We start from the raw sequence: 26,114 nt of genomic DNA on the forward strand, positions 1-26,114 counted from the left end.
CGTCACTCCGCGCTATTGCCAGATAGCGCGGGACAAACCCTAATCGAGAAGACGCATTGTGGGGTATAAGTATTGGATCACAGCGGCGACGGGCGGCCATTGCTTTGGATAGCGTTGATCTTCTTGAGCAGCTTCAGCGGTTGGTCTTGGTACTGGTTTATCCGGTCGATCATCTTCTACATGAGAAACGACTTCGATTTCAGCATCGATTTCGGTCCGAAGATCTATATGTCTGAAATCGACGATGAACGATATGTCGTAACACCGAGGCAAAAGCTGGTGATCGCTTGGCCGATGATCGTCATCATAAGCTTGGGCATGGTGGCCGGCGTCGTGCTGGCGTTGACGGGCGTCCTAAACGTCTGCCGCGACTGCGTCTCGCTTTGAGGCCTTAGCGGCAGATGCCTTCCGCCTGAGCCACCGCCCCCGGGCGACCGGCGGCCAGAGGCATCGGAAGGCCTCTGGCTTACCGGTCCGGTTGATCACAGAACGGAAACGTCGAGCGGCGGCGGGGGCGGTGGTGGCGGTGGAGCAACGGCCGCCGGAGCCGTGCGAAGCGACGGGCCGCCCTTCCTGTCGCTTCCCTGGTCCGTTCTGGAATCGCTGAAGAAGCCGCCTGCCTGGCAACCTTGAGTGCGATGATTGCGATGCTGTTCCGATGTGACGAAGCGATTGCCGTCACACCCACGGTGCCTGTTCTGATCCGTCGCCACGCAACCGCTTGCGATGACGACGAAAGGCAGGATGCAGAGCGTGTAACGCATTGTCATGATCTCTTCCTTTCGAGGTTGTTACCCCTCTGAGGACAAAATCCACAACCTGGCGTACGTTCCGAATTGCAGCGGCATCAGGCGCTACATCCTGTGATTTGGATAATCTTGGATAAGGATGGGTTTAAGCTGTTGATGGCATTGGGGAAAACTGTTTGATTTTGGGGCTGCGGCGCGTGTTCCGGTGGCTGCGATGAAGCGCGTTCCCGACAACTCACTTCATCTTCAGATCATGCCAACAGCGTTTGCAGATAAAGTTGCGAGGCCAGACGAGCTTGATGCCCGCGGGTTCCCCACAATAAGGGCATGACTGGGCTTTTGCCTTAAAATCAAGACCCCAGCCGAACAGCAACCAAGCGATGAAAGATGCCATAACAAAATACGTCTCAATCTGCTTGTCATACACACCTAGAAGATGGGTGAGGATGTGAAACGATAGAACAACTGCCAAAACTACAGCGGCCGATAGGTTATACACCTTCTCCAAAATTCTTCTCTTGGCGCGAAAAGCCACAAGTTCTTCTCCGATATTGCGTCCCCTCATCCGGCGCCCCCTATGCAAGAACACAATGCCATGGTCGATCACATACGAAAATCGGAACCTATCAGCGAGCGGCGCCGAGCCTTAACGGCAGCGGATACCTGACGGTAGAGTGAGCTGCCGAAGTGGCGGTGAGGCTCGCAACCTCCGGCGAAGACGGGCCGACAAAGCACGTGGCTGCTTTGCGCCAAGCGGGCTTGGGCAGCATGAGATGTTGAAAAAGCTACTCGCTCTTTCTACCAAACCGTGGCTTCTTGATGGGCTTATTCAAGGACGAGATTGGCTTGCCCTCATTGTCACATGGCAGCGGCTTTCTCTGGCGAAGTGACCATATGACGCGACCTACCACCACACCGGTTAAGCTCGCAGCTAGGATTGGGAGAAGCGCGTAGCCAGCAGCAACAAGCCAAGCGTAGACCATCATCATGCCGATACCAACGATGATCACCAGAAACTCGACCCAGCCGTTGTCTATCGAGGAAGAATTTGGCCAAACTCCTTGCAGAGAACACTTGTGGGCCCAGAAACACTCAACGAGCATTCTCATACCGACCAGTAAGAGAACGAGCAAAATGAAAGCCGCGACGGCCCGTTTGTTGTACGTTCCACGCGAGCTAGCTCGATAGCCGGTCAGTACAAAAATGCAAAACGCTATAAGCGACGCTATCAAAACCAGCGTGGCAAGTGACTCTTGCATCTGAGACGCTCCCAAACTGAATTCCACGTACGGCGACCAGGGTTGAGTTTACTCTAGTACATAATTCTTAAGGTTGTAGAAAGCCCGCTCTGGGTTGGCAGCCTACGTGGACGGACGACCGGTTCGCCCATGAGCGATCATTGCCACCCCCAGCCGATTTGTTATGTTCCCTCAGCCGGACGTCAGGTCGATAGGTTCAAGAATGCTCTATATTGGCTTGCCGGACGCGGGCGAGATCGAAAAGGTGCTGCGCGCCATCGAAATGCGTGGCCTGTCGTCTCACATGAACGACAGCAAATGGCGGACCCTGTGCACAGCGATCGCTGAGCTTCCGTTCCCGCCAGCTTATCAGGTCAAACTCGTCCTTTCAGACACTCCCGATCCCGAGAAATTCGCCGAATCCCCGTCCTATTATGGTGATTGGGCGACGACGCCTGAAGCTTCCATGGGAATTTTTGTCGAATGGCTCAAAGTAGCACCACGGCACAGCGTTCGGCTTGGACAACTCTCGGCGCCAGGCGTGGGTGATTGCTCGGAGGAGCTTCGCAAGCTATTGAAGCGTTTGCATATTCCATTCAACAGAAAAGACGGCTTTTTCTACATCTATGGGCATACTTCCAGCCCGGAAATTTTCGAATAACCACGGCGGAGGACGGCAGTTTCGTTGGATCGCGTCAATTGGATATCGTCGATCCATTCGGGCCAAGACGCTGAAGCCAGATGCCACGCCCCCCTCACGCGCTCCTCGCCATGTCCCCCGCAAACCCCTCCCCCACAGCCACCCCCACGCACCCGCCACGCGTGCGATTCCGCCCGGCGCTCTTGGCTTCATACAGCAGCTTGTCCGCCCGCTCGTAGATCGCCGCGAAGTCCTCGCTGCCGGCGAGGTCAGTGAGGCCCATGCTGGCGGTGACCGGGCGGCCGAGGCCGGGGACGGTGTGGGCGACGATGGCGGGGATGGCCTGGCGGCGCAGTTCGGCTTGCGTTTCGGCATCCTCGCCGCGCAGCAGGAGGACGAATTCCTCGCCGCCGAGGCGGTAGGCGCGGGCGTGCGGGCCGGGCTGGAGGGCGCGGGCCACGGCTTTGAGCACCTCGTCGCCGGTGCTGTGGCCGTTGACGTCGTTGATCGCCTTGAAATGATCGATGTCGATGACGGCGAGTGCGCAAAAGCCTTCGGCGCGCAGCTCTTCGAACTGGCGCTCGATGGCGCGGCGGTTCAGGAGGGCGGTGAGCGCATCGGTCTCGGAGAGGCGTTCGAGCAGCTCGGCTTCGTTGCGGGCGCGGTCGCGCTCGCGCTTCATAGTGACGAAGCGTTCGGCAACGCCGAGCGTGGTGAAGACGACTTCGCAGACGCAGCCGGCATAGAAGAGCAGCGTCGCATCGGTGCTGTGCAGCCAGGGCACGAGGCCGGTTACAAGCCGGATCAGGCCGACCGCGACCATCGGCGCGTAGCCGATCGCCTGGTAGCGCGCGGCGCGGCTTCCGCGGCGCCAGGCATCGATCATCGACAGCATGAAGATGGCAAGGACCGGGGCGAAGGCGGCCGTATAGGCGCTCGACTGGATGGGGCGGGCGACGAAGGGGAAGGCCGCGTGAAAGACGCTCAGGAAGATCGCCCAGGCGGCGCACCAGGGCAGCACGCGCCTCAGCAGCGGATGCATGAGGCCGGGTTCGACGAAGCTGTAGGTGAACATTGCGCCTGAGGCGACCGTCATGCCGAAGATCACCGTCGTCATCCAGCTCAGCGTCATCGCCGGCGGATCGAAGAGCAGGACCGACAGGCCGGAGGTGACCAGAATGGTGGCCAGCAGCGAGAAGGTGAGCGCCGTGTGCCAGAGAACGAAGGTTTCGCGCAGCGCCCGGTAAAAGGCGGCGTTGAAGATCAGCGGCATGACCAGCATGCCGGCGAGCCCCGCCAGAAGCAGCGCGAAGCGCATGTCGCTGACATCGCCGGCGGCATCGACCGGGGCGAGATAGGCGCGCTCCAGCGTCATCTTGTGGCTCGGCAGGTCGATGGCGGCGACGATCCGGCGGGTTTCGGCCGTGACCTCAGGCAGATGCGCCTTGAAATAGCCGCCGGCCATGGAACTCCGGAGTGCGGCGGCGGGGATGGTATCCTGACGGATCGCGCCATCGCGGTCGATCGCAAGGAGATGGACGGCGTCGAGCGCTGCGCGGCGCGAGAGGAAATAGCGGGGAAGCGGCTCGCCGGGGGTGATCTCGAAGCGCAGCAAGACACGCTCGGCATCGATCGAGAATTCGCGGGTATCGCAGGACCATCGCTTCTCGTCGCCGGCCACAGTGGCGATGTCTTCCGAGAGGCTGGCGGGGGCCCAGCAGGAGCTTGGAATCCCTGATGGCTCCGCTTCGCCAGCCGATGCGGCGGCGAAGGGCAGCAGCATCATCAGAAGCAGAAGGGCCAGCGAAAGCAGGTTTCGAAGTCCACTCGTAGTCATGACTTTCCCTTACGGCAAAAAGCTTTTGATGCCGTTAATCGCGGCCCCAAGAAGCTGCTATCACCGGTGTCATGCGGCAGCGCCGCAGGGGCGGCAAATGGCCTCGCAGGGATCGCCGGATAGTGTCACAATCCTGTTCGATTTGATGTTTAGAGCGCAGAAAAACGGCACAGAGGATCGTCGGATGGCAGAAGAAAAGCCCCTTGAATTCGCAGGCGGCATCGTGGATTTCGATGCCGGGCACGGCGAGGCCGCCACCGTCGAGATGAAGGACTACAGCGACAGCCTGGCGCAGGCCAAGGCGAAGTCGGTGCGCCTCGTCGATGCGATCACGGGTGCTGCGCTGAAGAAGAAGGACGCCATCCACTTCGACGACCTGCGCCCTGCCCTTGCCGACTTCATGCGCCAGAAGCATCCGGGCCTGCGCTCGGACGACTATATCAACCGCAAGGTCGTGGACGACTATCGCGGCCAGTATATCGCCGAGCTGCTGCGCGACGAGCGCGGCGAACTGTCCAACCTCGAGGACGAGGTCGTCGAAAGCCTCAGAAGCCACGATACGCTGGCCGAAAACATCGAAGAGGATTACGAGGAGCGCCGCTCGATCGGCGACCGCGTCGCCGATGTCGTCGCCACCTTCGGCGGCAGCTGGACCTTCATCATCTCCTTCTGCCTGTTCCTCGCCGTGTGGATGGGCATCAACTTCCTGATGGGCGAGCAGCGGGCCTTCGACGCCTATCCCTTCATCCTGCTGAACCTCATCCTCTCGACCATCGCCGCGCTGCAGGCGCCGATCATCATGATGAGCCAGCGCCGCCAGGAATCGAAGGACCGGCTGCGGGCGCTCAACGACTACAAGGTCAACCTCAAGGCCGAACTGGAAATCCGCCACCTGCACGAAAAGGTCGACCACCTCCTGAACCGGCAATGGGAGCGGCTGACCGAGATCCAGCAGATCCAGATCGAGATGATGCTGGAACAGGCCAAGGCCGCCAACCGCGCCCTGAAGCTCAGCAAAGCGCAGAAGACCAAGACCAGCGCGCTGAAGAACCTGTTCAACGCCTCGAAGGCGGACGAGACGGATAGCTAATTGCAGGGCACTCAGGCGGCGACGCGGATGACCTCGGCGGCGCGGCCGTATCGTGCCACTGATGCCGCGTGAAACTTGATGAAATCGGCCGCCGTCAGCGGCTTCGAAAACAGCCATCCCTGTCCGAAGGTCACGCCGTGTTCGCGCAGGTAGCTCGCCTGCTCCTCGGTTTCCACGCCCTCGGCGACGGTGAACAGCCCAAGCTCCTTTGCCATCTCGATGATATGGGAGGTGACGGCGCTCGTTGCGGTGCCCTTGCCGATCGTGTCGACAAAGGACTTGTCGATCTTCAAGGCGTCCATCGGCAGCCCCTGGAGATATTGCAGGCTGGAATAGCCGGTGCCGAAATCGTCGATCGCGACGGAATGCCCGGCTGTCCTGGCGCGATCGAGGCTGATGCGGGCCGCATCGATATCGATGAAGCCCCGCTCGGTGGCCTCGAACCAGATCTGCTCGTTGCGGATGCCGGTCTTCTTGAGTTTCAGCGACACCATGTCGAGGAAGCGGCCGGTCTTGATGTCATCGGCGGAGATGTTGATCGCGACGTGCAGCGAGCGGTCCTGCTCCAGCGTGCGCCCGAGATCGCTGATGACGCCATCGACGACCTGATCGGTGATCGCGGTGATCAGGCCGGTTTCCTCGGCGAGCGGGATGAAGAGGTCCGGGCGCACCATCGTGCCGCTCGGCCATTTCCAACGCACCAGCGCCTCGGCGCCGACGCAGACCCCGGTCGAAAGCTCGACGATCGGCTGGTAATGCACGAGGAATTCGCGCTTGTGGATGCCGATCTCGAGCTCGCCGCGCGGCGAGAGCCTGCGGCGCGAAAAGTAGACGACGATGCCGACGATGAAGGCGGCGATGAACAGGCCGGCCGGGAGCAGCAGAAGCAGCTCGCCGCGCAGCCGCGAATAGACCTTGGTGACGGGCTCGGTGACCACGGCGGCAAGGCCGCCATCGGCAACGGTGGCGAACATGTCGCTGCCGTCGATGCCATCGGCCTTTTGTTCGAGGTGGCGGCGCGCGAAGGCGACATCGGGGCTGTTCTTACCATCGATCAACAGCCCGGTGGAATTCGTGAGCGCGAGCGAGACATCCGGCGGCAGGCCGACATCGACGAAGCGAGACGGCGTCACCAGCACATTGTGGCTTCCCAGATGCAGGGCGACCATCGGCTTTGCATGGGTCACGGCCGGCTGGATGCGAAGCGTCACTTCCACCCCATCAGGGGTGACGTAATCGACGCGAGCCTTGCCGATATCGCCTTCGGTCAGGCCCCAGGATGTGCATTTGAGCTTGCCGTTGTCGAAATAACCGATCTCCTCGACGGAGGGCGTATTGATCGTCAGCGTGCGCATCAGCGCGAGATGGGCGGGAGAGCAGCGGGCGGCGCCGGAGGCTTCCATATCGACCAGCGCCTTGCGGGCATCGGCAAAGGTGAAGTGCGCGCGGGCTATCGCGTCATTGCCGGCTGCGTCGAGAACCCGGAGTTCCTTGTTGATCGCCAGCTTCCAGGAGGCATAGCCCATGACCGCGAGAGGGATGAGCGCGCCGACGGTTGCCAGCAAGACGCTTAGTACGATGACCCTTGAACGCCTTGCCTGCATGCGGACGACCCTCCACAGAGCCCCATTCAGCCACAAATCGCTTAACGCAGGTCTTAGACCGGGATTGCAATTTTAAGTATTTTATCGGGTCGAATTCGCGCGCACTGCGGTTTGCCTCAGCGCTCCGCCTTCTGGAAGATGTGGGCGGCCGATATGCGGGTCGTGAGGATGACCGGGCCGAGAAGCGCGTGAAGGTTTCCGGTCAGCGCCTCGGCGACACGTTCCTGCCGTTCCGGGGCGAGCGCCAGGAAGGGTGAGAGGCTGCGATGCAGGGCGACGAAGCGCTCGATGCCGTAGTCTTCGCCAAGCTCGACATGGCAAAAGAGCCTCTCTTCGAAAGCCTCTGTCTGCAAGGGCCCGGCAAGCCCGCGGAACACCGCGGCGACATCATCCCGCGATTGTCTCGCAATCGGCTGCTTATAGCCGGAGCGCCGGAAGGCCTCCTCCACCGCCTCCGCCTGCCCGGCCACCGGCTGGGGCTCCTTGTTCCACAGCAGCACGGCAAATCCAGCCGGCGCCAGCACTTCGCCGATGCGCCGGACGCCTCTTTGCTGATCGATCCAGTGGAAGGAGGATGCGGCAAGAACGATATCGAACGGGACCGGGAGATCGGCCTGCTCCAGCGTGCTCGTCTGGAAGGAGACATCCGGAAAAGGGGCGAGGATTTCACGCGCAAGCGCCACGAAATCGGCATTCGGCTCGACGCAGGTAAAGCGGCCGCCGAGCGCGGCGAAATCCTGCGTGGCGGTGCCCGGGCCGCTGCCGATCTCCAGAATACGGCTGTCCGGCCGCCACCCCGCGACGGCTGCGGCTGCGGCTATCAGCGCAGCCGGATAACGCGACCGTCCCTCCACGTAAAACCGTGCACCGCTGGAATACCAGCGCGCCTTTTCATCATCGGTTTTTTCGTCGTAGACCGGCAAGCGTGATCCTCCGTGATGCCGCTTCCTACTAACGGCGACATGTGCCGCGAAACTGCGAAAGCAAGGTCCACCTTGATTTGGCTTTCCGGCTGCGCATCTCTGCGGTTAGGCTAGCCCGGAATAGCCCCGCTTATGGAGATGAAACATGTTCACCCACGTTATGATCGGCAGCAACGACCTGGAGCGGTCGCGCCGCTTCTATGACGCCACCTTCACGGCCCTGGGCGGCAAGCCCGGCGAGATGGATGCGCGAGGCAGGCTGATCTATGACCATGAGGGCGGCCGGCTGATGATCACCACGCCGATCGACGGCAAGCCGGCGACCGCCGCCAATGGCGGAACGATCGGCATGGGTGCCGCAAGCGAGGCCCATGTTCTCGCCTGGCATTCCGCCGGTGCCGCGCATGGCGGCACGGCAATCGAGACCCCGCCCACGGAACGCCCGAACGGCGCCTTCGTCGCCTATCTCCGCGATCCCGACGGCAACAAGCTGACGGCGCGCACCAAGGCGGTGAGGTGACGGTTGGCGGGGCGCGATACGCGCCCGCACTATCTCTTTTGGGTGAGCCATGCGTTTCGAGCCAGCTGAAGCAATGCCAGAACCGAAAGAGTGAGACACATGCTTGTCAGCGCGCCGCCGAGATAGAACGCGAAAAACAGCGAATTTTCGGAGCCGAAGAGCGCGTGGCTGTCGACGCATTTCATCGTGCTGTAGCTGCCGTACCCGTCAGAACAGGTCGGCTTCGGGCCGATGAAATAGTTCATCACATTCAAAAAAACCAACACCAGAAGGCTGCCCCTGGCGCTGCCGCGCAGCCTTTCCAGGTCTTTGGGGTCGAGGCGAACGGGAGACCAAATCGGAGCCCAAGTCTGTCGCTTCCTGAGAACGAAGAGGACGACGGTCAGGACGGACGCGATCAATTGTACAGCAACAAACGATGCGACGTAGGAATACCCGTCGAAATATCTCGCCCCTATCGCGGCAGTCGTGAAAATGCCGAGCTGAAATGAACTTGCTCCAAGTGCTATCGGCCTATCTCGACGTGTGAACAGGCAGAAAAGATAGACCGGAGCAGAAACGACTGTCAGAGCGATTGGGACCGGGCCTATTTCCCAAGGTGTTGACATCAGGAGCCTTCGTTATTTCTGCAAGGAAGTAGTGGTGTTCGGTGGTGTTCCCGAATTCTTGTTGGTCTAGCTCTTCGCGATGCTGACGGGAACAAGCTGACACTGCGGACGCAGGCGGCGAAGTGAAGCAGGGCAACTGCGAGCGCAGATATCATCGCGGATGAGCGCTAGGCCAACGCCTTACAACGCATTGATCCGGCTTCTCCGGATTGACCAGGAGAATGATTTTCCGCCCCACGACGAAATCGTTAGTGACGCCAAAAGTGTTGAGACCGATCTTTTGCTGCGTTCCGCGAAATTCATAGGAGAGGTGAAGCAAGACCTGATCCTCCCCGCGAGAGCGGCATAGTAGCACTTCAGCAGGCGTCTCGACCCAAGTCCGGGCCTTCCGCGCATAGAGAGTATTATCAAGGACAAAGAGGAATATGATCCCCGCCACAAACAGATCTGGCCAAAGTGTATTCTGTCCCATCTGTCCAGCGTGATACGGGCTTTCCGCCCGGTCAACGGCCCTGCGAGCGACATCTAGCCACACGCCGCATGCAGGGGCGACACGGCACGGCGATCGAGCCCCTCCCTCGGAGTGCCCGAACGGCGCCTTCGTCGCCTATCTGCGGGATCCCGACGGCAACAAGCTGACGGCGCGCACCAAGGCGACGAAGTGAGATGGAGTGCGGCCCCACCTGGCCGCCTTCCCTCATGCGCGATAGCCGAGGCCCTCCCGGTCGCGGCGCGCGTCCTCGCGGGGGCGCCCCAGCAGGAGGCGACCGCTATTCTGTTTTTGCTCACGAAATCTCGGAATCAAGGAAGCGCATCATATAGACCGACGATCTGAGTTCACCCCACGGATCGACAAAATGTCTCGGCACCACGCCGATCGCCTGCCAGCCGAGGCGGCCATAAAGACGCTCGGCCGGGCCACCTTGAACGGTATCGAGAAGAAGTAGCGTTCGCGCACGGTTCCGCGCCTCAACCTCAACCGCTTTCATCAGCGCCTCGCCAATGCCTCGATTCCTAAATGTCGGGTGGACCAGAAGCTTGTAGACCTCGCCCCGATGCGGAGCATTTGGCTCCGGTGAAAGGTAAAGCTGTACCGTTCCCACGATCTCGCCGTCTACCGTCGCGCAAATCAGCAGACGTTCTCCAACGCCAACGGAGGCAAAAACGCCCTCCCAATAGGAAGCTACGGCGGCGGCATTCACCGGGATTACGTGGCCAACAAGAGCGCCGCCTTCAACGCTGTCGATCAGGATGTCCGAAAATCGAGGAAGGTGCCGGGCGGCCGTGTCAGCATCAAAGATGTCGATCGATGTTGTGGGCATTCAAAGCCGCCTCCGGCACGGCGGCCAGATTAATCGCACAAACATACCACAAAATGAACAGTTCGGAGATCGAGCAATCTTCGCGATTGGTTATAGTTGCGCACGCCGGAACCGCGTAGATCATGCCGACACGACGTTCGAAGGCCACTCTTGCCCTTCGCCTTCGCTACGAGCAGAAGACGCCCACGGAATAGGCGGCAGCGAGCGAACCGCCCGGCCCCTCTTCCGTCCCGACCGTGTCACGATGGACCGCCAAGCCATGTATCGCCATGGAGGAGTTATGCCACAATTCCCCTGCGCTGCACAGATGAGGGCGGCGGCGCGCTCAGCCGCCCTGATCGCGATCCATCTTGATCTGCCGCAGCATGCTGTGGCCGGAGACGAGGAGCTCGAGCAGGAAGGCGGCCAGCGAGGCCATCAGCGAAACGATGGCGCCGCCGAAGAACCACACCAGATTTTCTGGCCTGAGACGCACGGCAAGCGCGCCCGAGAGAAGATTGAGGATTGCGCAACAAGTACAGATACCGGCGAAGACACCAAGGATGACGGCGGCCTCAAGGATGAGGGTCCGGCTGCGGAGATAGACGAGCTGGCGCGAGCGGTTTTCGCGCGGCAGGTGGGTGTCCGTCACCTCGTTCAGCCTGTCCGAGACGCGCCCCAGGCGGGTGACGTAGATCCCGACAAAGGCCGGTGCCGGCGAGCAGGAAAACCGGGGCAAGCGAGGTCTGGATGACCTCTGCATAGTCGACAATGATCGGAGGGGTGTCCATCCGGATTCCCTGACGGTTCGATGCAGCAAGAGCATATCAGGATATGACGGGGGCTTCCACGGAGGCAATGTGAAAGGTGGAGGCTCAGCCAGAGGGGACGTTGGCGCAGCTTGGCTCGCCGGCTAGAAGGACAGGAACAAACGAGGGAGGATTGCGATGACGGACGTGCTCGACGAGGGACCTTTCTTTCATGGCACAGTCGCAGCGCTGCGCGCGGGTGATCTGCTGACCGCGGGGTACAGGTCGAATTACCATCCTGATGTCGTCATGAACCACATCTATTTCACAAGCCTTGTGGACGGCGCCGGGCTTGCCGCCGAAATTGCGGCCGAACTCATCAAAGGCGGCAGCATTCCGCATGTCTACGCTGTGGAACCGACAGGGCCATTCGAGAACGACCCGAATGTGACAGACAAGAAATTCCCCGGAAACCCGACCCGGTCCTACCGCAGCCGCGCACCGCTCAAGGTCATCGGCGAAATCACGCAGTGGACCAGATTGACGCCTGAAGCGCTGCAGGCGTGGAGAGAACGGCTCGCCGTGCTGCTTTCAGATGAACGGGCCGAGATTATCAATTGATGCGGGGTGACGCGGAGGTGTGGGGCGTCAACGGCTGTCGCCAGAGCGCTACGTCGTGCTGTGCGGCCGCCTTCGCGTAAGCGGCAAAAGAGTCGTTTCAGCCCAAGGACTTGGGCTGACTGGATTCCTGTGACGTCCCGTGGGCGCAGCCCTAAGGCAACAGGAATGAGGGAGGTGGGTTGCTCTCCAGGCACAGGGCGGTGGGTAAGCGTCGGGCCCCGCATCTTGGCTCCCGTTTCAACCTTCAGGTGCCCGTCAGGTTCGATCACTAGGTGCCAGCTGCTGGGCTCAACCGAGGAGATTCGTTCGTATGTTCCGATACAAAAGCATTTTTGTCGCGCTTGGTGTGCTGTGCTTGGCAACTCCAACGCTCGCCGCCACAACGATCAAGGTGACTGAAGATGGTGAGGGCGGCGGCCCTATGACCCTGACTGTTGATCAGCCGACAGTGAAGGCAGGCGACGTCGTATTCATGGTCCACAATGACGCAATGACCGAAGAACACGAGATGGTTCTGGTCAAACTCAAGGCATCGAACCAACAGGTTTCCGTTGCGGAAGGCAAACACCGAGTCGACGAGAAGCAACTCAAAAGCTTGGGAGAGGTTTCCGACCTCAAACCAGGTGCCGATGGTACGCTGAAGGCTAAGCTTGCACCGGGCTCCTATCTTCTCCTCTGCAACATCAAGGGTCATTTCGAAGCAGGGATGCATGCCGCGCTAACTGTGGTCAAATGATATCGGTCCGGCGGCGTCTTTGCCGCCGGAATTTCCAAGCCTCCGTGGGCGATCCCCCCACCGCCCCATCTTCCAATGGTCTTCAGGCATTTGCCGGCCCACAACCGCACCAACGCCCTCAATCCCGATACCCCGACCCCTCCCGATCCAGCACCCGGCGCACACTTTCCAGATGCATCCGCGCGCTTTCCGGGTCGCCCTCGCGCATCTGCCTCGCCGCAGCCGCCGCCACCTCGGGCGCAACCGGCAGCAGGCGGCGGCCGGTGCTCATGGCCTTGAGCTGCACTTCAGCGGCGCGTTCGAGGTAGTAGAGATCGTCCCAGGCCTCGGCGATATTGGGGGCGCAGACCATGACGCCGTGGTTCTTCATGAACAGGATGTCGTTGCCGCCGAGGACGGCGGCGATGCGGTCGCCTTCGCGTTCGTCGAGCGCCAGGCCGTTGTAATTCTCGTCGACGGCAACGCGACCATAGAATTTCAGGGCGGTCTGGCCGGCGAAGATCAGCGGCTCGCCCTCGACCATGCTGAGCGCCGTGGCATTCGGCATGTGGGTGTGGAAGGCGGCGCCGACGCGGGGCGACATCTTGTGCAGGCGGGCGTGGATATAGAAGGCGGTCGCCTCCGGCACGCCGTCACCGGCGACGACATTGCCGTCGAAATCGCAGATCAGCAGCGAGGAGGCCGTCGCCTCCTGGAAGGCCCAGCCGAGGCGGTTGACGATGAAGAGATCGGGATGGCCGGGGACGATGGCCGAGAAATGGTTGCAGATCCCCTCCTCCAGGCCGAGTTTCGCCGCCATCCTGAGGCAGGCGGCGAGATCGGCGCGCGCCTTCCAGATCTCCTCGGTATCGAGCGAGACATTGCGCAGGAGGGCAGGCCCGCCCTTGGTGATGTTCAGTTCGTGAGCCATGTTTGCCTCCGCAGCAGTGGTTACATCCAGCCGGCGGCAGCGAGCACGCCGGGTACCTTTTCGAGATCGGGGACGACCGCATCGGCGCTGTAATCGCTGAGCGGCTTGCGCCCCGTGCTGCGATCGACCCAGACCGTACGAAAGCCCAATCTGCGGGCGGCGGCAAGGTCAAGATGCGGGCTTGCGCATATATGGACGAGATCATTCATGCCGATGCCGAGTTGTTTCCAGGCATGATGGAAGATTTGGGTGGTGGGCTTGTAGGCGCCGGCCTGCTCGGCGGTGATGACGCGGTCGACATGGCCGCCGAGCTGGGCGACGTTGCCGGCAATGATCGCATCGTCGGTATTGGAGATGATGGCGAGGCGGAAGCCCGCCGCCTTCAGGCGCCCCAGCGTCTCCACCACTTCGGGGAATGGCGGCATCCTGCCGATCGAGGAGGTCAGGATTTCGGCATCGTCAGGGGTGAAGGCGAGGCCGAATTCACCCATCGCCCGCTCCAACGCGATGGCGCTGACCCCTTTGAACGAGCGGTGCGGACGCTCTTCCTCCAGCGCGTGCTCGTGGCGGTCATAGGTGGCGATGAAGGCGGGCTGGTCGATGTCGCCGCCCTTCGCCGACAGGATCCTGTCCATGGCGGCGAGCAGGCCCTCGTCCCATTGGATGAGGGTCCCGTAGCAATCGAAGGTCAGCCAGCTTGGGCGGTTTCCGGGAAGGGTCATATCCGTCGTCTCCTTGTGTGGGGGCAGATTGACAAAGGCCGGCGCCATTGAGAAATTAAATAAGAAAATTTCCCTCAGTGAAAAATCAAATGAGCTACGGTTTCGATCTCGATCTCCTCAAGACCTTCGCCGCCGTCGTCGATACCGGCGGCTTCACCCGGGCGGCCGAGCGGGTGCATCTGACGCAATCGACGGTGAGCCAGCAGGTGAAGAAGCTGGAGACCAATATCGGCCATGCGCTGCTGTTGCGCGACACGACGGGCGGGGTGCAGACGACGGAGGCGGGCGAGCTGCTGCTCAGCTATGCCCGGCGGCTGCTTTCGACCGCCGAGGAAGCGGCCGAGGCGATGCGCAGGCCGGCGGCGCCGCGCACGGTGCGGCTCGGCGTGCCCGAGGATTTCGCCGGGCGGCGGCTGATCGGGCTGCTCTCGGGCTTTTCGGCCGCCTCCCCGCATATAAGGCTCGATACGGTGAGCGGCTGGAGCACGGAGCTGCGCCGGCTGCTGGAAGCCGGCGAGATCGACCTGGCGCTGATCAAGCGGGAGCCGGGCGATGGCCCAGCACTCGCAAGCTGGAAGGAAGAGCTGATCTGGGTGGAGGGTGAAACGCGGGCGGCGGAGAGCGATCCGGTGCCGCTGGCGGTCTTCCCGGTCGGCTGCATCTACCGCGAGCGGGCAATCCGCGCCATCGAGCGCAGCGGACGGCGCTGGCGGATCGCCTATACCAGCCAGGGGCTGATGGGCGTGCAGGCGGCCGTCGCCTCCGGGCTCGGCATCAGCCTGCTGCCATCGGATGCGGTGCTGCCAGAGCACCGGCCGCTTTCGGCCGCCGATGGCTTCGAGCCGCAACCGGCATCGGAGCTGGCGCTGGTGAAAGGACGGCCGCGGCTTTCGGCGGAAGCGAAATCGCTCGGCGAATTCCTGACCGGCAATCTGGCGCCCTAGGGCCGATTGGCCCGGAAATGCGGCAGGGGCGAGCGTGGCGCCCGCCCCTCAGCCGGTGTCTCAGCCGAACTTTTCCGTCGTATCGGCCTTGCCCTTCACCCAATAGCCGGAGGCCTTGATCCAGGCGAGCGGATAACCGCGCTCCTCGGTGAGATAGGCGCGGATGGCGCGCACGACCGAGGCCTCGGCGGCGACCCAGACGAGGGTCTGCGGGGCGATGTCGATGCCGCTCAGCGCGGCGATCAGCGGCGCGGCATCGGTTGCGGCATCGAGCGGGCGGTGGACCCAGCGGGTGGTGAGCTCAGCCGTTGTCTCGAAGCTCTGCTGCTCCTGCGGCCCGGCGACGGCGCCGAGCACGGTGATGACGGTGCCCTCGCCACTTTCCTCGACGCGCCGGCCGATTGCCGGAAGCGCGGTCTCGTCGCCGACCAGCAGCCAGCGCCTGACCTTGTCGGAGATCACCGCCGAGCCGCGCGGGCCGCCGATTTCGAGCATGGTACCCGGTTTCGCATCGATCGCCCATTGGGTGACCGGGCCGGCCTCGTGCAGGGCGAAATCGATGGTCAGGCTGCGGGCGGCGTTGTCATAGCGGCGCGGGGTATAGTCGCGGCGCTCTTCCTCTCCATCGGCGCCTGAAACGATGACCTTGATATGGTCATCCGGCGCGAGGCTGACGAAATCGGCGAGGTCTTCGCCACGGAGCACGACGCGGCGCATGCCGGGCGTGATGTCGGTGACGCTTTCGGCGACCAGCGAGCGGCGGCGCAGCTCATGCCTGACACGTTCGATTTCGGGGGCGGAAATATCTTTGGCGTTGGTATCCATCTTGTCCTTCAGGGGCTCATAAAGCTCGATCCGCAGGACACAGTCGCGCAGATCGAAGCCGCAGAGCCGTTCGATCATACGCGTTGAGTGACGTTAACGCTTACGTGGCCGGGCAGACGCCCGGACAGTGACGAACCGGCTTAAACCGACAGTGCCCCCCGGCGCAAGAGGCCGCGCGGCGGATATATCCAATGTTGCTAAGATTTAACTTATGCAAGGCGGGTGGGTCCGATGGTCGTCTGAATGGCAATATAGGATGCGATGGCGGATCAAAAAAGATGATGGCTTCAGGTATTTGAGCCGCCCGCTTCCAGCCGATCGCGATAGGCGGCAATCAGCTTGGCGGCGACGAAGACTTCCGTTCCGGCAAGGCCGGCGGAGCAGAACAGGGTCGTTTCGTCCTCTCCCACAGGTCTTGCGGATGAATTTCCGGCAAGCGCGCTCAGATCGGCAAGCGGCACGGCAGCAGCAGCCTTGGAGAGAAAGAACGGTGCGTCATAGGCTGTCGTCTGCTCGATGGAATCGGTGGCGACCATCGCCGCCTTGAGGGCGATATCGAGGTCGAGCTCGTGGCCATCCACCGTCTTGGGGCCGACGGAATTGACATGCGCGCCGGGTTTCAGCCAGGCGGCCTCGATAACGGGAACCCTGCTGTCCGTGGCGCAAATGACGATGTCAGCATCGGCTACGGCCTCGCGCGCCGAACTCTCGGGCAAGACGGGCAGCTTCAACCGGGCTTCCATCCCGGCAGCGAAAGCGCGGCATCTTTCGCTGTTGCGGCTGAAGACGCGGACCTGCCGGAGAGGCCGGACGATCGATGCGGCTTCGAGCTGTGTCCGGGCCTGCAGACCGCTGCCGATCACGGCAACGTTCGCCGCGCTCCCGGAGGACATGCGACGGATGGCGATGCCGCCGATCGCACCGGTTCTGATCGCGCCGAGCTGTTCGCCCACGACGACGCCTTCCAGCCTGGCGGTCGCGATCGACCAGACGGCGACGACCTGATCCTGCCTGCTCCCGGCGAAGGTCTCGTAGGCGCGGAAACCGGCCAGAGCCCGCTCCCCATCGACCCTCCGACGGTGAAGACGAGGCTTCCCGCCCCCGCAAAGGGAACCGCATGCCGTGGGCGCGCGATGAGGAGACCGGCGGCCTTTGCCGCCAGGGCCTCCTCGACCACCTCTATCGCCAATGCCATTGCCGGCATCGCCGCCAGCTGCTCGTCACCAAGAACAATCATTTCCACCTCCGCGCCGATCGGCGCAAGCCTGGCATCTCAACCTAGGTTGAGGTCAAGCGGGCCAGGTCTCCATCCCCGGCCTGTATCCCTCCTCGCCCCAATGCTGCATCCGCGCGCTGCGGCGCGGCGGGTTGTAGTGGCGGGCGAGTGCCAGGAGGGCGGTGCGGAGCATCAGCTTGGCGGAGCGCACCGGCCATTGGCGTTCGCGCTCCACGGTTTCCAGGCCCTTCATGAAGCAGCAGATATCGAGGGCTGCGCCTGCAAGCTCCGGCCCCATCGCCTCGATGGCGCGGTTGACGGCGATGCGGGCGGCGATGGCGCTGTCGGCGAGATCGGCCATGCCGCCGCGCTCGCCTCTGGTGCGGCCGGAGAGGCGCGGCTGCCAGGAGGCGGTGACGCGGGGCTGCAGCTGGGCGCGGGTGAAATCGGCATGCAGGCGCTCGCCGGCGGCCAATGCTTCGGCGGGGAGGAAGGGCTCACCGCCCTTGTCCTTCAGACGGGCGAGCGCTGCGAGCGGCGATTCCGCCTCGTTGACGCGCAGGGTCTGCGGCGTGCCGTCGATCTCGCGGACCGCCGTGGCGATCTCGCCATGCTGTTCGAGGAAGGCCTCCTCGCGGGCGGCGAGCGCGCGCCGCAGATAGGTGCGGGCCGGGGGTGCGAGGCTGAGGCGGGACTGGGTCTCGGTGACGAGGCCGCGGGAGATCGCCTCGGCAAGCACTGCGGCCGGAAGCGCGTGGCGGCTGCCGGCACGGTGGATCACCGGTACCGGCGTCCCCTGCCCCTCCACCTTCGCCTCGCCCCCGGACAGGAAGCGCAGGAGCTTCAGCATCGCCTTGTTATTGGCAGCGTCACTCATGGGCCGAGACCTCCGGAAAGCGGAAGACCGAGACGACGGTGCGCTCGATCGCCGAGACGAAATCGTCGAAGGCGGCATCATCGCGGCGCTGCTCGACGACCATGCAGGCATGCGCCACCGTCGACCGGTGCCGCCCGAAGCCGCCGGCGATGTCCTGTTGCGTGAGCTGCAGCGCGGTGTGGCAGGCATACATGGCGATCTGGCGGACATGGCAGAGCATGCGCCGCCGGTCGCGCCGCTCCAGCATGCGGCTGCCTGTGATCATCACCATCTCGGCGGTGATCTTCTGGGCGATGCGGCAGACGGTGCGGATGGGGAGCGAGACCGATGGCGGGCGCGGCGGCGGAGGCGGCGCCGGCGGCTCGTCGTCGATCAGCGGACGAAGCGCGGTTTCGAGACGGTGGCGGGGTAAAGGGATTTGATTGAGCGGCATCTGAAAACTCCTGGGTAATAGGAATTAATTCATATACCGTAGCTGAAGAATGATGAGGCGGGAAGAGTGGGGTGGGAGAGGATTGGTGGATTTTGGGTTGATTGTGACATAACGTGTTGAAATAGATTGTGGATTATTTTCCTATATTATGGATCGACCGCAAAGCGCCGAGCGTGGAGCCCCCTCATCCGGCCCTACGGGCCACCTTCTCCCCGCTGGGGAGAAGGGGAGTTTCGGCGGTCTCCGGTTTTCCCTTCTCCCCCCCCCGGGGAGAAGGTGCCCGTAGGGCGGATGAGGGGGCGCGGGTGAGACGCTCAATCGGTCGACCTACAACCCCGCTTCAGCCATCCAGATCTCCGCATCCGCCCCACCGGGAATGCGCAGCGGTGCGGCGGGATCGGTGGCGGCGCGCCAGATGGCTTGCGCGACATCCGGCGCATGGGTCACCGGGCCGGTATCATCCTGCACGCTTTTCACGAATTGCTGGAGCAGCGGCGCGTAATCGGGATCGTCGGCGCCGCGCAGATGCGGGCGGGCGTTCTGGCCGAAGCGGGTTTCGGGCGAGCGGCCGGGCAGGACGATATGGACGCGCACACCGAAGGGCGCGACCTCGACGGCGAGGGATTCGCTCAGCGCGTTCACCGCCGCCTTGCTCGCACGGTAGACGCCGATGACCGGCAGCGTCTTGGCCGTCACCGTCGAGGTGACATTGACGATGACGCCCGCCCGGCGCTGGCGCATCTGCGGCAGCACCGCCTGGATCATAGCCAGCGTGCCGATCACATTGGTCTGGAACAGCGACTGCGCCGTTTCGGGGTCGGTCAGCTCGATCGGCGCCGGAGCGCCGAAGCCGGCATTGTTGACCAGCACGTCGACCGGCCCGGCGCTGGCGACCGCCGCCGCGATGCTTGCGGGACCGGTAACATCGAGCGCCAGGACGCGCAGGCGCTCGGACGCCGGGAGCAGGCTGGCCGCGGGCGTGCGCATCGTCGCGATGACGTCCCAGCCGCGTTCGAGAAAGAGTTTCGCGGTCTCCAGGCCGAAGCCGGACGAGCAACCGGTGATCAAAATCGTAGGCATAATCGTCTCCATGTGAAAAGGAATGCCGCAATGCTAGTGACCGTGATCAAGACTTACTATAGGCTGAAGTCTCCATTTCTTTAGCGTTAGTCCTGATCATGACCATCGATCCGCTTGCCGAAATCGTCACCCTGCTGCAGCCGGCGGCGCGCTTTTCCAAGCTGGTGGAATGCGCCGGCGCCTGGCGCATCCGGCGCGAGGCCACCGGCGAGCCGTTCTATTGCGCCATCCTGGAAGGCGCCTGCCGCGTCAGGTTCGGGGACGATCCGCCGTTCATCCTGGAGGCCGGCGACTTCGTGCTGGTGCCGGCGATGCGCGAGCTGGTGAACGAGAGCCTCGAGGGAACAGCCGATCTGCTGGATACGATCCCGGCGCAGCTGAGCGACGGCCGCTTTCGCGCCGGGCGCCCGGAAGGGCCGGCGGATCTGCGCATGCGGATCGGCCATTGCAGCTTCGGCGCGCCGGATGCGGCGCTGCTGGTGTCGCTGTTGCCTGACGTCGTGATCGTTCGCGGTGAGCCGCGGCTGGCGACGCTGATGCAGCTGGTCGGCGAGGAAACCCGGGAGCGGCGGCCGGCCCGCGAACTGGTGCTGGAGCGGCTGCTCGAAGTGTTGCTGATCGAGGCCCTGCGATCCGGCACGGAGACGGCGGATGCCCCCGGCCTCAGCCGCGGCCTTGCCGACGAGCGCCTGGCCGCCGCCCTCCACGCGCTGCATGCGCGCCCGGCCCATCCCTGGACGGTGGCCGATCTGGCGGCGGAAGCCGCGCTGTCGCGCTCCGCCTTCTTCGCCCGCTTCAACCGCGTCGTCGGACTGCCGCCGATGGAATATCTGCTCGCCTGGCGGATGGCGCTGGCCAAACAGCTGCTGCGCAGGCGGGAGATGGGGATGGACGAGGTGGCGGAGCGGGTCGGCTACGGCTCGGCGAGCACGTTCAGCGTTGCCTTCGCGCGCTATGCGGGGTGCCTCCGGCGCGGTATGCGCGGGGTGGGTGAGGTTGAGTGAGACGGGAAGGATACCGTCGTGAGACAGGTGTTGGGTGTGGCCCCCTCATCCGCCTGCCGGCACCTTCTCCCCGCTGGGGAGAAGGGACGTTTCCATCTACTGCCTCAACAGCTCAACAGGAGCATCCGTCGCGACGTCCCCTTCTCCCAGCGGGGAGAAGGTGCCCGAAGGTTTCAGGTGCAACTCGTTGCACCGGGGATGAGGGGGCTCCGGGTGATGGGCTACGGGCGAGGCGTCGCATAGGCTATCGACTCGATCAGGCACCGCCATCCGGACATCGCAACAAAGACCCGAGATAGAGATCTCTCATCTCTCATCTCTCATCTCTCATCTCTCATCTCTCATCTCTCACCCCCTCCCCCTCACCCACCCTCCCTGTCATCAAACCGATACACTTCACTTGCTAATGATTTGCAATTGCAGATCGGATAGCATTTATGACCGAAGACCATACCGAGACCAGTATTCTCCTTCCCCTCGCCGTTCTCTCCATCGCCCAGCTGATCGGCTGGGGCGCGGTCGGCTTTCCGGCTGTCGCAGCGCCGCAGATGGCGGCGGATCTTCAGATCGGGATGCCTGAAGTCTTTGCCGGGACGACGGTGTTTTACGTGGTGATGGGGGCGTGTTCGCCGTTGTTGTCGCGGGTGTTTGCGCGCCTTGGGGCGCGGGCCGTGATGATTGCCGGGACAGCCGGGTCGGCGGCCGGGCTTCTTCTCCTGTCGCTGGCGCATTCGCCGGCCGGCTATTTCCTGGGATGGCTGATCGTCGGCGCCGCAGGGAGCGCCAGCCTGACCATGCCGGCGCATATCCTGCTCAACGAGATTGCCGGGCGCAAGGCGGCGCGGGCGATCGGTACGCTGATGCTGGTGACCGGCCTGTCGAGCACGATCTTCTGGCCGCTCACCTCGTTTCTGCAGGCGGAGATCGGCTGGCGGGGCGCCTGCGCGGTCTATGCGCTTGTCACGGCTCTCGTCTGCCTGCCGCTCTATGTCTTCGGCCTGCCGCGCAGACGCATCGAGGCGGCCCCTTCAGGCGTGGCGGCGGCGCCCGTTGCGGCGCGCAGCCATGACCGGACTTTCGTGCTGATCGTGGCGGCGATCGTCTTCAATGCCTTCATCACCTATGGCTTCAGCTCGGTGCTGATCGAGCTCTTGAAAGGCGAAGGCCTCAGTGCCGCGCAGGCGCTGACCTTCGGTTCGGCGCTCGGCATCATCCAGATCGCCGCGCGCGGCGTGAATTTCGTCGCCGATAACAAATGGGATGGGGTGGCAATCGGCATCGGCTCGTCGGCGATGCTTTGCCTGTCGCTGTTGATCCTGCTTGCGGTGCAGGGTTCACCGGTCGCGGTCGGCATCTTCCTCGTGCTTTACGGCACGAGCAGCGGTGCGCTGGCAGTGGCACGCTCGACGATCCCGCTGGTGTTTTACGACAAGGGTGAATTTGCCAGGGCGTTGTCGCGGATCGCCCTGCCGCTCAACTGGATTTCGGCCGCCTCGCCGCCGGTTCTCATCTGGCTGATGAGCAATTACGGCAATGGCGCGGTGCTGTCACTCTGCCTGTTCTGCTCGCTCTCGGCCATCGTCATGCTCTGCCTGCTGCGCGGGCGGCGGCCGGCTGAAGCGGCGCTTGCGGCATAGCGGCATCCGGAAACGAAAAAAGCCGGGCGGGAGCCCGGCTCTTGGCATCGACAGCGCGCTGATATCAGCCGCGGCCGCGCTTGCGGCGCTGGCCGAGACCCATTTCCTTGGCGAGGCGCGAGCGCGCTTCGGCATAGGCGGGAGCGACCATCGGATAGTCGGCGGGAAGATCCCACTTTTCGCGGTATTCTTCCGGCGAAAGGCTGTGATGGGTCATCAGGTGGCGCTTCAGGGACTTGAAGTTGCCACCGCATTCCAGGCAGGTGATCTGCTCGTCCTGAACGGACTTGCGGACAGAAACAGCAGGCTTCTGCTTTTCTACGATCGCTGCGGCGGGTTGAGGCACGGACGTGTTGCTAAGGGCGGAATGCACGTCGGAAATCAGATTGGCCAAGTCGGTGACCGGGACTACATGATTGCTGACATAGGCCGCTACGATATCGGCCGTCAGCTCTACCAGCAATTCCGGCCCAGTGCCGGTCGCGGTATCCGTCATATTTTGTTTCTCCTGTTCGCATGCATGGATGATCTATGCTTCGAGAAGCAAAAAGATCGCCTTCGTAGAGGCTAACAGCAGAAGTCCAGCCTAAGGCAGCATGTCCTAAAACGCGAATCCACCCCTAGATTCTTGCCGCCGAATTCTGTCCCAATACTGCCTGAATCCGAATCATACCGTCGCACTCTTCGACCGCAGCCCTAATTAGACATTGGATATCAATGTTAAGGATGGAAAAGCGAAACGATTCTAATTCGAAATCAGAACTCTACTTACAATTCAATTATCATCGTTTTACCGAAAGTCCAATTCTTATTTGCGTGATTTCTACGTAAAAAATCGACGCACATTAAGATTTTGCAAGCAAGCACCCGACTTTAGTCCATAAGCGAAGGCAAAATTTGCGTAAAACTGCTTAACGCCCTGTATTTTATACTCTCATCGTTTGCGCATCTCATCACGTACGGAACCGTCCCACAATTTGTGCCCGGTCGCATGCGCGGCCTTCGCCAGGAGGTGCGCGGCAACCGGAGCGGTCAGTAGAAGGAAGACGATGCCGGCTAGCGCTCGCGCAAAGATTGCAAATTCCCCGGAATAGGTGCCGGCCGCCAGAAGCAGCAGTCCGGAACCGACTGTGCCAGCCTTGGACGCCGCGTGCATACGCGAATAGAGATCAGGCAGACGCAGCACGCCGATCGCCGCAGCGAGCGCGAAAAAGGCGCCGCCGAGCATCAGAAGCGAGACGAGGATCGCGATCGCATATTCCATCAGCTTGCCCTCCCCGGCTTGGCGGCCTTGCGCTTCGGCTTGCCCTTGGGCTTGGACTTTTTGACGGCGGGCGGCGCCTGCTGCTCGCCGCGCGACAGCACGAAGCGGGCGAAGGCGACGGTGGCCAGAAAGCCGACGAGGCCGAGCGAGATGGCGATGTCGATATAGAGCGTGAAGCCGGTCTTGACCGCGACGACGGCGATGAAGCCGATGGCGATGCCGGTCAGCATATCCAGGCCGACCACCCGGTCCGATATCGTCGGCCCGGCGATGATGCGCCAGGCGGTCAAGAGCAGCGCCAGGCCGAGGACGGCGAGCGCGATATTGGCGGCGAGCGCGACGATGGCTGACGGTTCCATCAACGGAAGGCCTCCATGATCTTGCGCTCGAAGCCCTCGGCGATCGCCTTGCGGGCGGCCTGCGGGTTGGAGCAGTCGAGCGCGTGGACATAGAGCGTGCGGCGGTCGTCGCTGACATCGACGGAGAGCGTGCCGGGCGTCAGCGTGATGAGATTGGCGAGCAGCGTGATCTCGAAATCGCGGTCGACGGTGAGCGGAAAGGCGAAGATGCCGGGCTTGATATCCATCCTCGGCTTGAGGACGGTGAGCGCCACCGTCCAGGCCGAGAGCGCCAGTTCCTTCAGGAAGAGCAGCGCCAGAGACAGGATGCGGCCGGCGCGGAAGACATAGGCGCCGCGGCCGATCGACTGGCGCACGATCGCGAGCGCGATGGCGCCAAGCACGAAGCCGAGCAGCAGATTGTGCGGCGAGGCGCTGCCGGAGACGGCGGCCCAGGCGATGGCGAGCAGCAGATTGAAGAGGAAGGCGATCATGGCACGCCTCCGGGGAAGACGGAGTGGATATAGGCGGAGGGATCGGCGAGGCTTTCGGCCGCTGACTGGGTGAGCGACAGGAGCTGTTCCGGCAGGATGCCGAAGGCAACGACGAGTGCGGTCAGGAGCAGCAGCGGCACGGTCATGGTCCAGCCGATTGCGGCGGGTGCGGCCGCCTCGCCGGCCGGGCGCCAATAGGCGAGCAGGAAGACGCGGCCGAAGCAGATGGTGGTGAGGAAGCCGCCCACCAGCAGCGATGCCGCCAGCCACCAGGCGCCGACATCGAGCGAGGCCTTGACCAGCATCAGCTTCGGCCAGAAGCCGGAAAACGGCGGCAGGCCGGAGGCGGCGAAGAACAGGATGAGCGAGACGGCGGCAAACCAGCCGCGCGCCCGGTAAAGGCCGCCGAGCGACGCCAGCGAGAAGCTGCCGCCGAGGCGACCGGCAATGCCGGCGGCGAAATAGAGCGCCACCATCAGCACGATCGAATGCAGCGCATAGAAGATCGCGCCGCTGACGCCGCCCGGCGTGCCGATCGATATGCCGACCAGCATGTTGCCGATGCCTGAAATCACGACATAGCCGAGCAGGCGGCGGATATCGGTCTGCGCCAGCGCGCCGAGCGCACCGGAGAGCGTCGTTGCTGCGCCGAGCACGGCGATTAGCAGGCTGAGTTCTTCCCGCTCGACCGGCATCAGCATGACCATGACGCGGATCAGCGCGTAGATGCCGACCTTGGTGAGCAGGCCGGCGAACAGCGCGGAAACGACGATGCGCGGCGTATGATAGGAGGCGGGCAGCCAGAAATTCACCGGGAAAGCGGCGGCCTTCATGGCGAAGGCGAAGAGGAAGAGTGCGGCGAGCGTCACCAGCGGCGCGCTGTCGCGAAGGCTTGCGGCCTTCTGCGCCACGTCCGCCATGTTGAGCGTGCCGAAGATGGCGTAGAGATAGCCGACGGCCGTCAGAAACAGCGTCGTGGCGATCAGATTCAGCACCGCATATTTCATCGCGCCGTCGATCTGCCGGCGCTCGGAGCCGAGGATCAGCAGGCCGAAGGACGAGATCAAGAGCACCTCGAACCAGACATAGAGATTGAAGACGTCTCCTGTCAAGAAGGCGCCGCTGACACCGGCCATCAGGAGAAGCAGCAGCGGGAAGAAGCCGAAACGGCGATGCCCGGCATCGGTATCGGCAAGCGCATAGAGGCTGCCTGCCAGTGCTGCGATCGCCGCCGCAAGCGCCATCAGCGCCCCAAAAAGATCGGCGGTGAAGGCAATGCCGAACGGCGGCAGCCAGCGGCCCATCACCATGGTGACCGGCCCTTCGGCGATGACCTTCTGCAGCAGGAGCGCGTCGATGACGACGAGGGCCGCGAGGCCGATCACGGCGATCGGGGCGTGGAGGCGGACATGGGCACGCAGCGTCAGCAGCAGGGCGCCGAGGACGATGCAGAGCGCGACGGGCAGAATGACGAGCCAATGGCCCGCCGGAACGGGGGCGGTGAGCATGGCGGTGGAGAGGTCGATTGCAGTGGTGGGGGTCGCCATCAGTGCGCCTCTCGCGGCGTTGTGGCCGGGAAAAAGGCCCTCTCTGCCCTGCCGGGCATCTCCCCCACAAGGGGGGAGAAACGCTGGACGCGTCCGCTCGCCCGGCAGTCATCCGGAAGCGTGAAGCCGCCGCCCTGCTTGATAAGGGAGTGGTGAGCCTGCCACGAGTCGTCTCCCCCCTTGTGGGGAGATGCCCGGCAGGGCAGA

Annotated in this window: 30 protein-coding genes and 4 pseudogenes; 11 read left to right on the forward strand and 23 right to left on the reverse strand. The window is 63.0% G+C overall.

Features of this window, described 5'->3' with window-relative positions; all coding sequences use genetic code 11:
* The first annotated feature begins 72 nt into the window (after nucleotides 1-72).
* Nucleotides 73-387, forward strand: coding sequence for a hypothetical protein (locus F2982_RS04110; protein ID WP_246777507.1), 315 nt, complete (start codon nucleotides 73-75; stop codon nucleotides 385-387).
* Between the two features lie 95 nt (nucleotides 388-482).
* On the opposite strand, the gene F2982_RS04115 is transcribed toward F2982_RS04110, so the two are convergent.
* The 3 genes from F2982_RS04115 to F2982_RS04125 all read right to left on the reverse strand — a co-directional run bounded on the left by F2982_RS04115 (nucleotide 483) and on the right by F2982_RS04125 (nucleotide 2,008).
* Nucleotides 483-770: a hypothetical protein gene (locus F2982_RS04115; protein WP_203429313.1), complete on the reverse strand. Its 288-nt coding sequence runs from the start codon at nucleotides 768-770 to the stop codon at nucleotides 483-485.
* 214 nt (nucleotides 771-984) lie between these two features.
* On the reverse strand, nucleotides 985-1,314 hold the full coding sequence (locus tag F2982_RS04120) for a hypothetical protein (RefSeq protein WP_203429314.1): 330 nt from the start codon (nucleotides 1,312-1,314) through the stop codon (nucleotides 985-987).
* Between the two features lie 220 nt (nucleotides 1,315-1,534).
* Nucleotides 1,535-2,008: a hypothetical protein gene (locus F2982_RS04125; RefSeq protein ID WP_203429315.1), complete on the reverse strand. Its 474-nt coding sequence runs from the start codon at nucleotides 2,006-2,008 to the stop codon at nucleotides 1,535-1,537.
* 202 nt (nucleotides 2,009-2,210) lie between these two features.
* Between F2982_RS04125 and F2982_RS04130 the strand changes: the two genes are divergently transcribed.
* Nucleotides 2,211-2,648 (forward strand): DUF6678 family protein, encoded by a 438-nt coding sequence (locus tag F2982_RS04130; RefSeq protein WP_203429316.1) that lies wholly within the window; start codon nucleotides 2,211-2,213, stop codon nucleotides 2,646-2,648.
* 94 nt (nucleotides 2,649-2,742) lie between these two features.
* On the opposite strand, the gene F2982_RS04135 is transcribed toward F2982_RS04130, so the two are convergent.
* Nucleotides 2,743-4,464, reverse strand: coding sequence for a diguanylate cyclase (locus F2982_RS04135; RefSeq protein ID WP_203429317.1), 1,722 nt, complete (start codon nucleotides 4,462-4,464; stop codon nucleotides 2,743-2,745).
* A gap of 184 nt (nucleotides 4,465-4,648) precedes the next feature.
* On the opposite strand from F2982_RS04135, the gene F2982_RS04140 reads away from it, so the two are divergent.
* A complete protein-coding gene (locus F2982_RS04140) occupies nucleotides 4,649-5,554 on the forward strand; it encodes a DUF1003 domain-containing protein (RefSeq protein WP_203429318.1) in 906 nt (301 codons plus the stop codon).
* Nucleotides 5,555-5,565: 11 nt separating this feature from the next.
* Here F2982_RS04140 and F2982_RS04145 read toward each other — a convergent pair whose 3' ends face one another.
* The gene (locus tag F2982_RS04145) at nucleotides 5,566-7,158 is read right to left on the reverse strand and encodes an EAL domain-containing protein (RefSeq protein WP_203429319.1); all 1,593 of its coding nucleotides are present in this window, start codon (nucleotides 7,156-7,158) and stop codon (nucleotides 5,566-5,568) included.
* A gap of 116 nt (nucleotides 7,159-7,274) precedes the next feature.
* Nucleotides 7,275-8,081: a class I SAM-dependent methyltransferase gene (locus tag F2982_RS04150; RefSeq protein ID WP_203429320.1), complete on the reverse strand. Its 807-nt coding sequence runs from the start codon at nucleotides 8,079-8,081 to the stop codon at nucleotides 7,275-7,277.
* 145 nt (nucleotides 8,082-8,226) lie between these two features.
* Here F2982_RS04150 and F2982_RS04155 point away from each other — a divergent pair, with 145 nt between their 5' ends.
* The gene (locus F2982_RS04155; RefSeq protein ID WP_203429321.1) at nucleotides 8,227-8,601 is read left to right on the forward strand and encodes a VOC family protein; all 375 of its coding nucleotides are present in this window, start codon (nucleotides 8,227-8,229) and stop codon (nucleotides 8,599-8,601) included.
* Between the two features lie 29 nt (nucleotides 8,602-8,630).
* Here F2982_RS04155 and F2982_RS04160 read toward each other — a convergent pair whose 3' ends face one another.
* Nucleotides 8,631-9,209: a hypothetical protein gene (locus tag F2982_RS04160; protein ID WP_203429322.1), complete on the reverse strand. Its 579-nt coding sequence runs from the start codon at nucleotides 9,207-9,209 to the stop codon at nucleotides 8,631-8,633.
* Between the two features lie 569 nt (nucleotides 9,210-9,778).
* Between F2982_RS04160 and F2982_RS31485 the strand changes: the two are divergent.
* Nucleotides 9,779-9,874, forward strand: a pseudogene (locus F2982_RS31485) (VOC family protein); the annotation flags it as partial.
* 120 nt (nucleotides 9,875-9,994) lie between these two features.
* Here F2982_RS31485 and F2982_RS04165 read toward each other — a convergent pair.
* The 4 genes and pseudogenes from F2982_RS04165 to F2982_RS04175 form a co-directional block, all read right to left on the reverse strand.
* Nucleotides 9,995-10,531: a GNAT family N-acetyltransferase gene (locus F2982_RS04165; RefSeq protein ID WP_203429323.1), complete on the reverse strand. Its 537-nt coding sequence runs from the start codon at nucleotides 10,529-10,531 to the stop codon at nucleotides 9,995-9,997.
* Complete coding sequence (locus F2982_RS04170; RefSeq protein WP_203429324.1) at nucleotides 10,503-10,679, reverse strand: hypothetical protein; 177 nt, start codon at nucleotides 10,677-10,679, stop codon at nucleotides 10,503-10,505. Before F2982_RS04170 ends, F2982_RS04165 begins: the two co-directional genes overlap by 29 nt.
* A gap of 24 nt (nucleotides 10,680-10,703) precedes the next feature.
* Nucleotides 10,704-10,802: pseudogene (locus F2982_RS31490) on the reverse strand (EamA family transporter); the annotation flags it as partial.
* Between the two features lie 54 nt (nucleotides 10,803-10,856).
* A pseudogene (locus F2982_RS04175) lies at nucleotides 10,857-11,301 on the reverse strand (DUF2721 domain-containing protein).
* Between the two features lie 156 nt (nucleotides 11,302-11,457).
* Between F2982_RS04175 and arr the strand changes: the two are divergent.
* A complete protein-coding gene (gene arr, locus F2982_RS04180) occupies nucleotides 11,458-11,880 on the forward strand; it encodes an NAD(+)--rifampin ADP-ribosyltransferase (RefSeq protein WP_203429325.1) in 423 nt (140 codons plus the stop codon).
* Between the two features lie 310 nt (nucleotides 11,881-12,190).
* Nucleotides 12,191-12,616 carry a sulfocyanin-like copper-binding protein gene (locus F2982_RS04185; protein WP_203429326.1) on the forward strand — a complete coding sequence of 142 codons (426 nt, stop codon included), beginning with the start codon at nucleotides 12,191-12,193 and terminating at the stop codon, nucleotides 12,614-12,616.
* Nucleotides 12,617-12,734: 118 nt separating this feature from the next.
* On the opposite strand, the gene F2982_RS04190 is transcribed toward F2982_RS04185, so the two are convergent.
* Together F2982_RS04190 and F2982_RS04195 are read right to left on the reverse strand one after the other, a co-directional pair.
* Nucleotides 12,735-13,526, reverse strand: coding sequence for an aldolase (locus F2982_RS04190; RefSeq protein WP_203429327.1), 792 nt, complete (start codon nucleotides 13,524-13,526; stop codon nucleotides 12,735-12,737).
* 20 nt (nucleotides 13,527-13,546) lie between these two features.
* Nucleotides 13,547-14,248, reverse strand: coding sequence for a haloacid dehalogenase type II (locus tag F2982_RS04195; protein WP_203429328.1), 702 nt, complete (start codon nucleotides 14,246-14,248; stop codon nucleotides 13,547-13,549).
* A gap of 89 nt (nucleotides 14,249-14,337) precedes the next feature.
* On the opposite strand from F2982_RS04195, the gene F2982_RS04200 reads away from it, so the two are divergent.
* Nucleotides 14,338-15,192 carry a LysR family transcriptional regulator gene (locus F2982_RS04200; protein WP_203429329.1) on the forward strand — a complete coding sequence of 285 codons (855 nt, stop codon included), beginning with the start codon at nucleotides 14,338-14,340 and terminating at the stop codon, nucleotides 15,190-15,192.
* A gap of 60 nt (nucleotides 15,193-15,252) precedes the next feature.
* Here the strand turns inward: F2982_RS04200 and F2982_RS04205 are convergent, their stop codons facing one another.
* Both F2982_RS04205 and F2982_RS04210 read right to left on the reverse strand, forming a co-directional pair.
* A complete protein-coding gene (locus F2982_RS04205) occupies nucleotides 15,253-16,017 on the reverse strand; it encodes a siderophore-interacting protein (protein WP_203430010.1) in 765 nt (254 codons plus the stop codon).
* A 287-nt stretch (nucleotides 16,018-16,304) separates the two neighbouring features.
* Nucleotides 16,305-16,970: a hypothetical protein gene (locus F2982_RS04210; protein ID WP_348652512.1), complete on the reverse strand. Its 666-nt coding sequence runs from the start codon at nucleotides 16,968-16,970 to the stop codon at nucleotides 16,305-16,307.
* A 164-nt stretch (nucleotides 16,971-17,134) separates the two neighbouring features.
* Here F2982_RS04210 and F2982_RS31495 point away from each other — a divergent pair, with 164 nt between their 5' ends.
* Nucleotides 17,135-17,299: a hypothetical protein gene (locus F2982_RS31495; protein ID WP_246777576.1), complete on the forward strand. Its 165-nt coding sequence runs from the start codon at nucleotides 17,135-17,137 to the stop codon at nucleotides 17,297-17,299.
* Nucleotides 17,300-17,306: 7 nt separating this feature from the next.
* Here the strand turns inward: F2982_RS31495 and F2982_RS04215 are convergent, their stop codons facing one another.
* The 3 genes from F2982_RS04215 to F2982_RS04225 all read right to left on the reverse strand — a co-directional run bounded on the left by F2982_RS04215 (nucleotide 17,307) and on the right by F2982_RS04225 (nucleotide 19,623).
* On the reverse strand, nucleotides 17,307-18,110 hold the full coding sequence (locus F2982_RS04215) for a DUF6456 domain-containing protein (RefSeq protein WP_203429330.1): 804 nt from the start codon (nucleotides 18,108-18,110) through the stop codon (nucleotides 17,307-17,309).
* Nucleotides 18,103-18,543, reverse strand: coding sequence for a helix-turn-helix domain-containing protein (locus tag F2982_RS31500; RefSeq protein WP_246777509.1), 441 nt, complete (start codon nucleotides 18,541-18,543; stop codon nucleotides 18,103-18,105). Before F2982_RS31500 ends, F2982_RS04215 begins: the two co-directional genes overlap by 8 nt.
* A 327-nt stretch (nucleotides 18,544-18,870) precedes the next feature.
* A complete protein-coding gene (locus tag F2982_RS04225) occupies nucleotides 18,871-19,623 on the reverse strand; it encodes an SDR family oxidoreductase (protein ID WP_203429331.1) in 753 nt (250 codons plus the stop codon).
* A gap of 98 nt (nucleotides 19,624-19,721) precedes the next feature.
* Here F2982_RS04225 and F2982_RS04230 point away from each other — a divergent pair.
* Both F2982_RS04230 and F2982_RS04235 read left to right on the forward strand, forming a co-directional pair.
* Nucleotides 19,722-20,617 (forward strand): annotated as a pseudogene (locus tag F2982_RS04230) (AraC family transcriptional regulator).
* Nucleotides 20,618-21,064: 447 nt separating this feature from the next.
* Nucleotides 21,065-22,264 carry an MFS transporter gene (locus F2982_RS04235; RefSeq protein ID WP_203429332.1) on the forward strand — a complete coding sequence of 400 codons (1,200 nt, stop codon included), beginning with the start codon at nucleotides 21,065-21,067 and terminating at the stop codon, nucleotides 22,262-22,264.
* Between the two features lie 64 nt (nucleotides 22,265-22,328).
* Here F2982_RS04235 and F2982_RS04240 read toward each other — a convergent pair whose 3' ends face one another.
* The 5 genes from F2982_RS04240 to F2982_RS04260 form a co-directional block, all read right to left on the reverse strand.
* On the reverse strand, nucleotides 22,329-22,760 hold the full coding sequence (locus F2982_RS04240; protein WP_112389884.1) for a MucR family transcriptional regulator: 432 nt from the start codon (nucleotides 22,758-22,760) through the stop codon (nucleotides 22,329-22,331).
* Between the two features lie 438 nt (nucleotides 22,761-23,198).
* On the reverse strand, nucleotides 23,199-23,531 hold the full coding sequence (mnhG, locus tag F2982_RS04245) for a monovalent cation/H(+) antiporter subunit G (RefSeq protein WP_199626812.1): 333 nt from the start codon (nucleotides 23,529-23,531) through the stop codon (nucleotides 23,199-23,201).
* Entirely contained in the window at nucleotides 23,528-23,890 is a 363-nt protein-coding gene (locus tag F2982_RS04250; protein ID WP_203429333.1) for a cation:proton antiporter, read from the reverse strand. The genes mnhG and F2982_RS04250 overlap by 4 nt, the downstream gene beginning before the upstream one ends.
* Nucleotides 23,887-24,360, reverse strand: a complete 474-nt coding sequence (locus F2982_RS04255; protein WP_112719168.1) for a Na+/H+ antiporter subunit E — start codon at nucleotides 24,358-24,360, stop codon at nucleotides 23,887-23,889. Before F2982_RS04255 ends, F2982_RS04250 begins: the two co-directional genes overlap by 4 nt.
* Nucleotides 24,357-25,907, reverse strand: coding sequence for a Na+/H+ antiporter subunit D (locus tag F2982_RS04260; RefSeq protein WP_203429334.1), 1,551 nt, complete (start codon nucleotides 25,905-25,907; stop codon nucleotides 24,357-24,359). Before F2982_RS04260 ends, F2982_RS04255 begins: the two co-directional genes overlap by 4 nt.
* Nucleotides 25,908-26,114 lie beyond the last annotated feature (207 nt).

The sequence above is a fragment of the Rhizobium sp. BG4 genome, from assembly GCF_016864575.1.
In the GTDB taxonomy this organism is placed as follows: domain Bacteria; phylum Pseudomonadota; class Alphaproteobacteria; order Rhizobiales; family Rhizobiaceae; genus Rhizobium.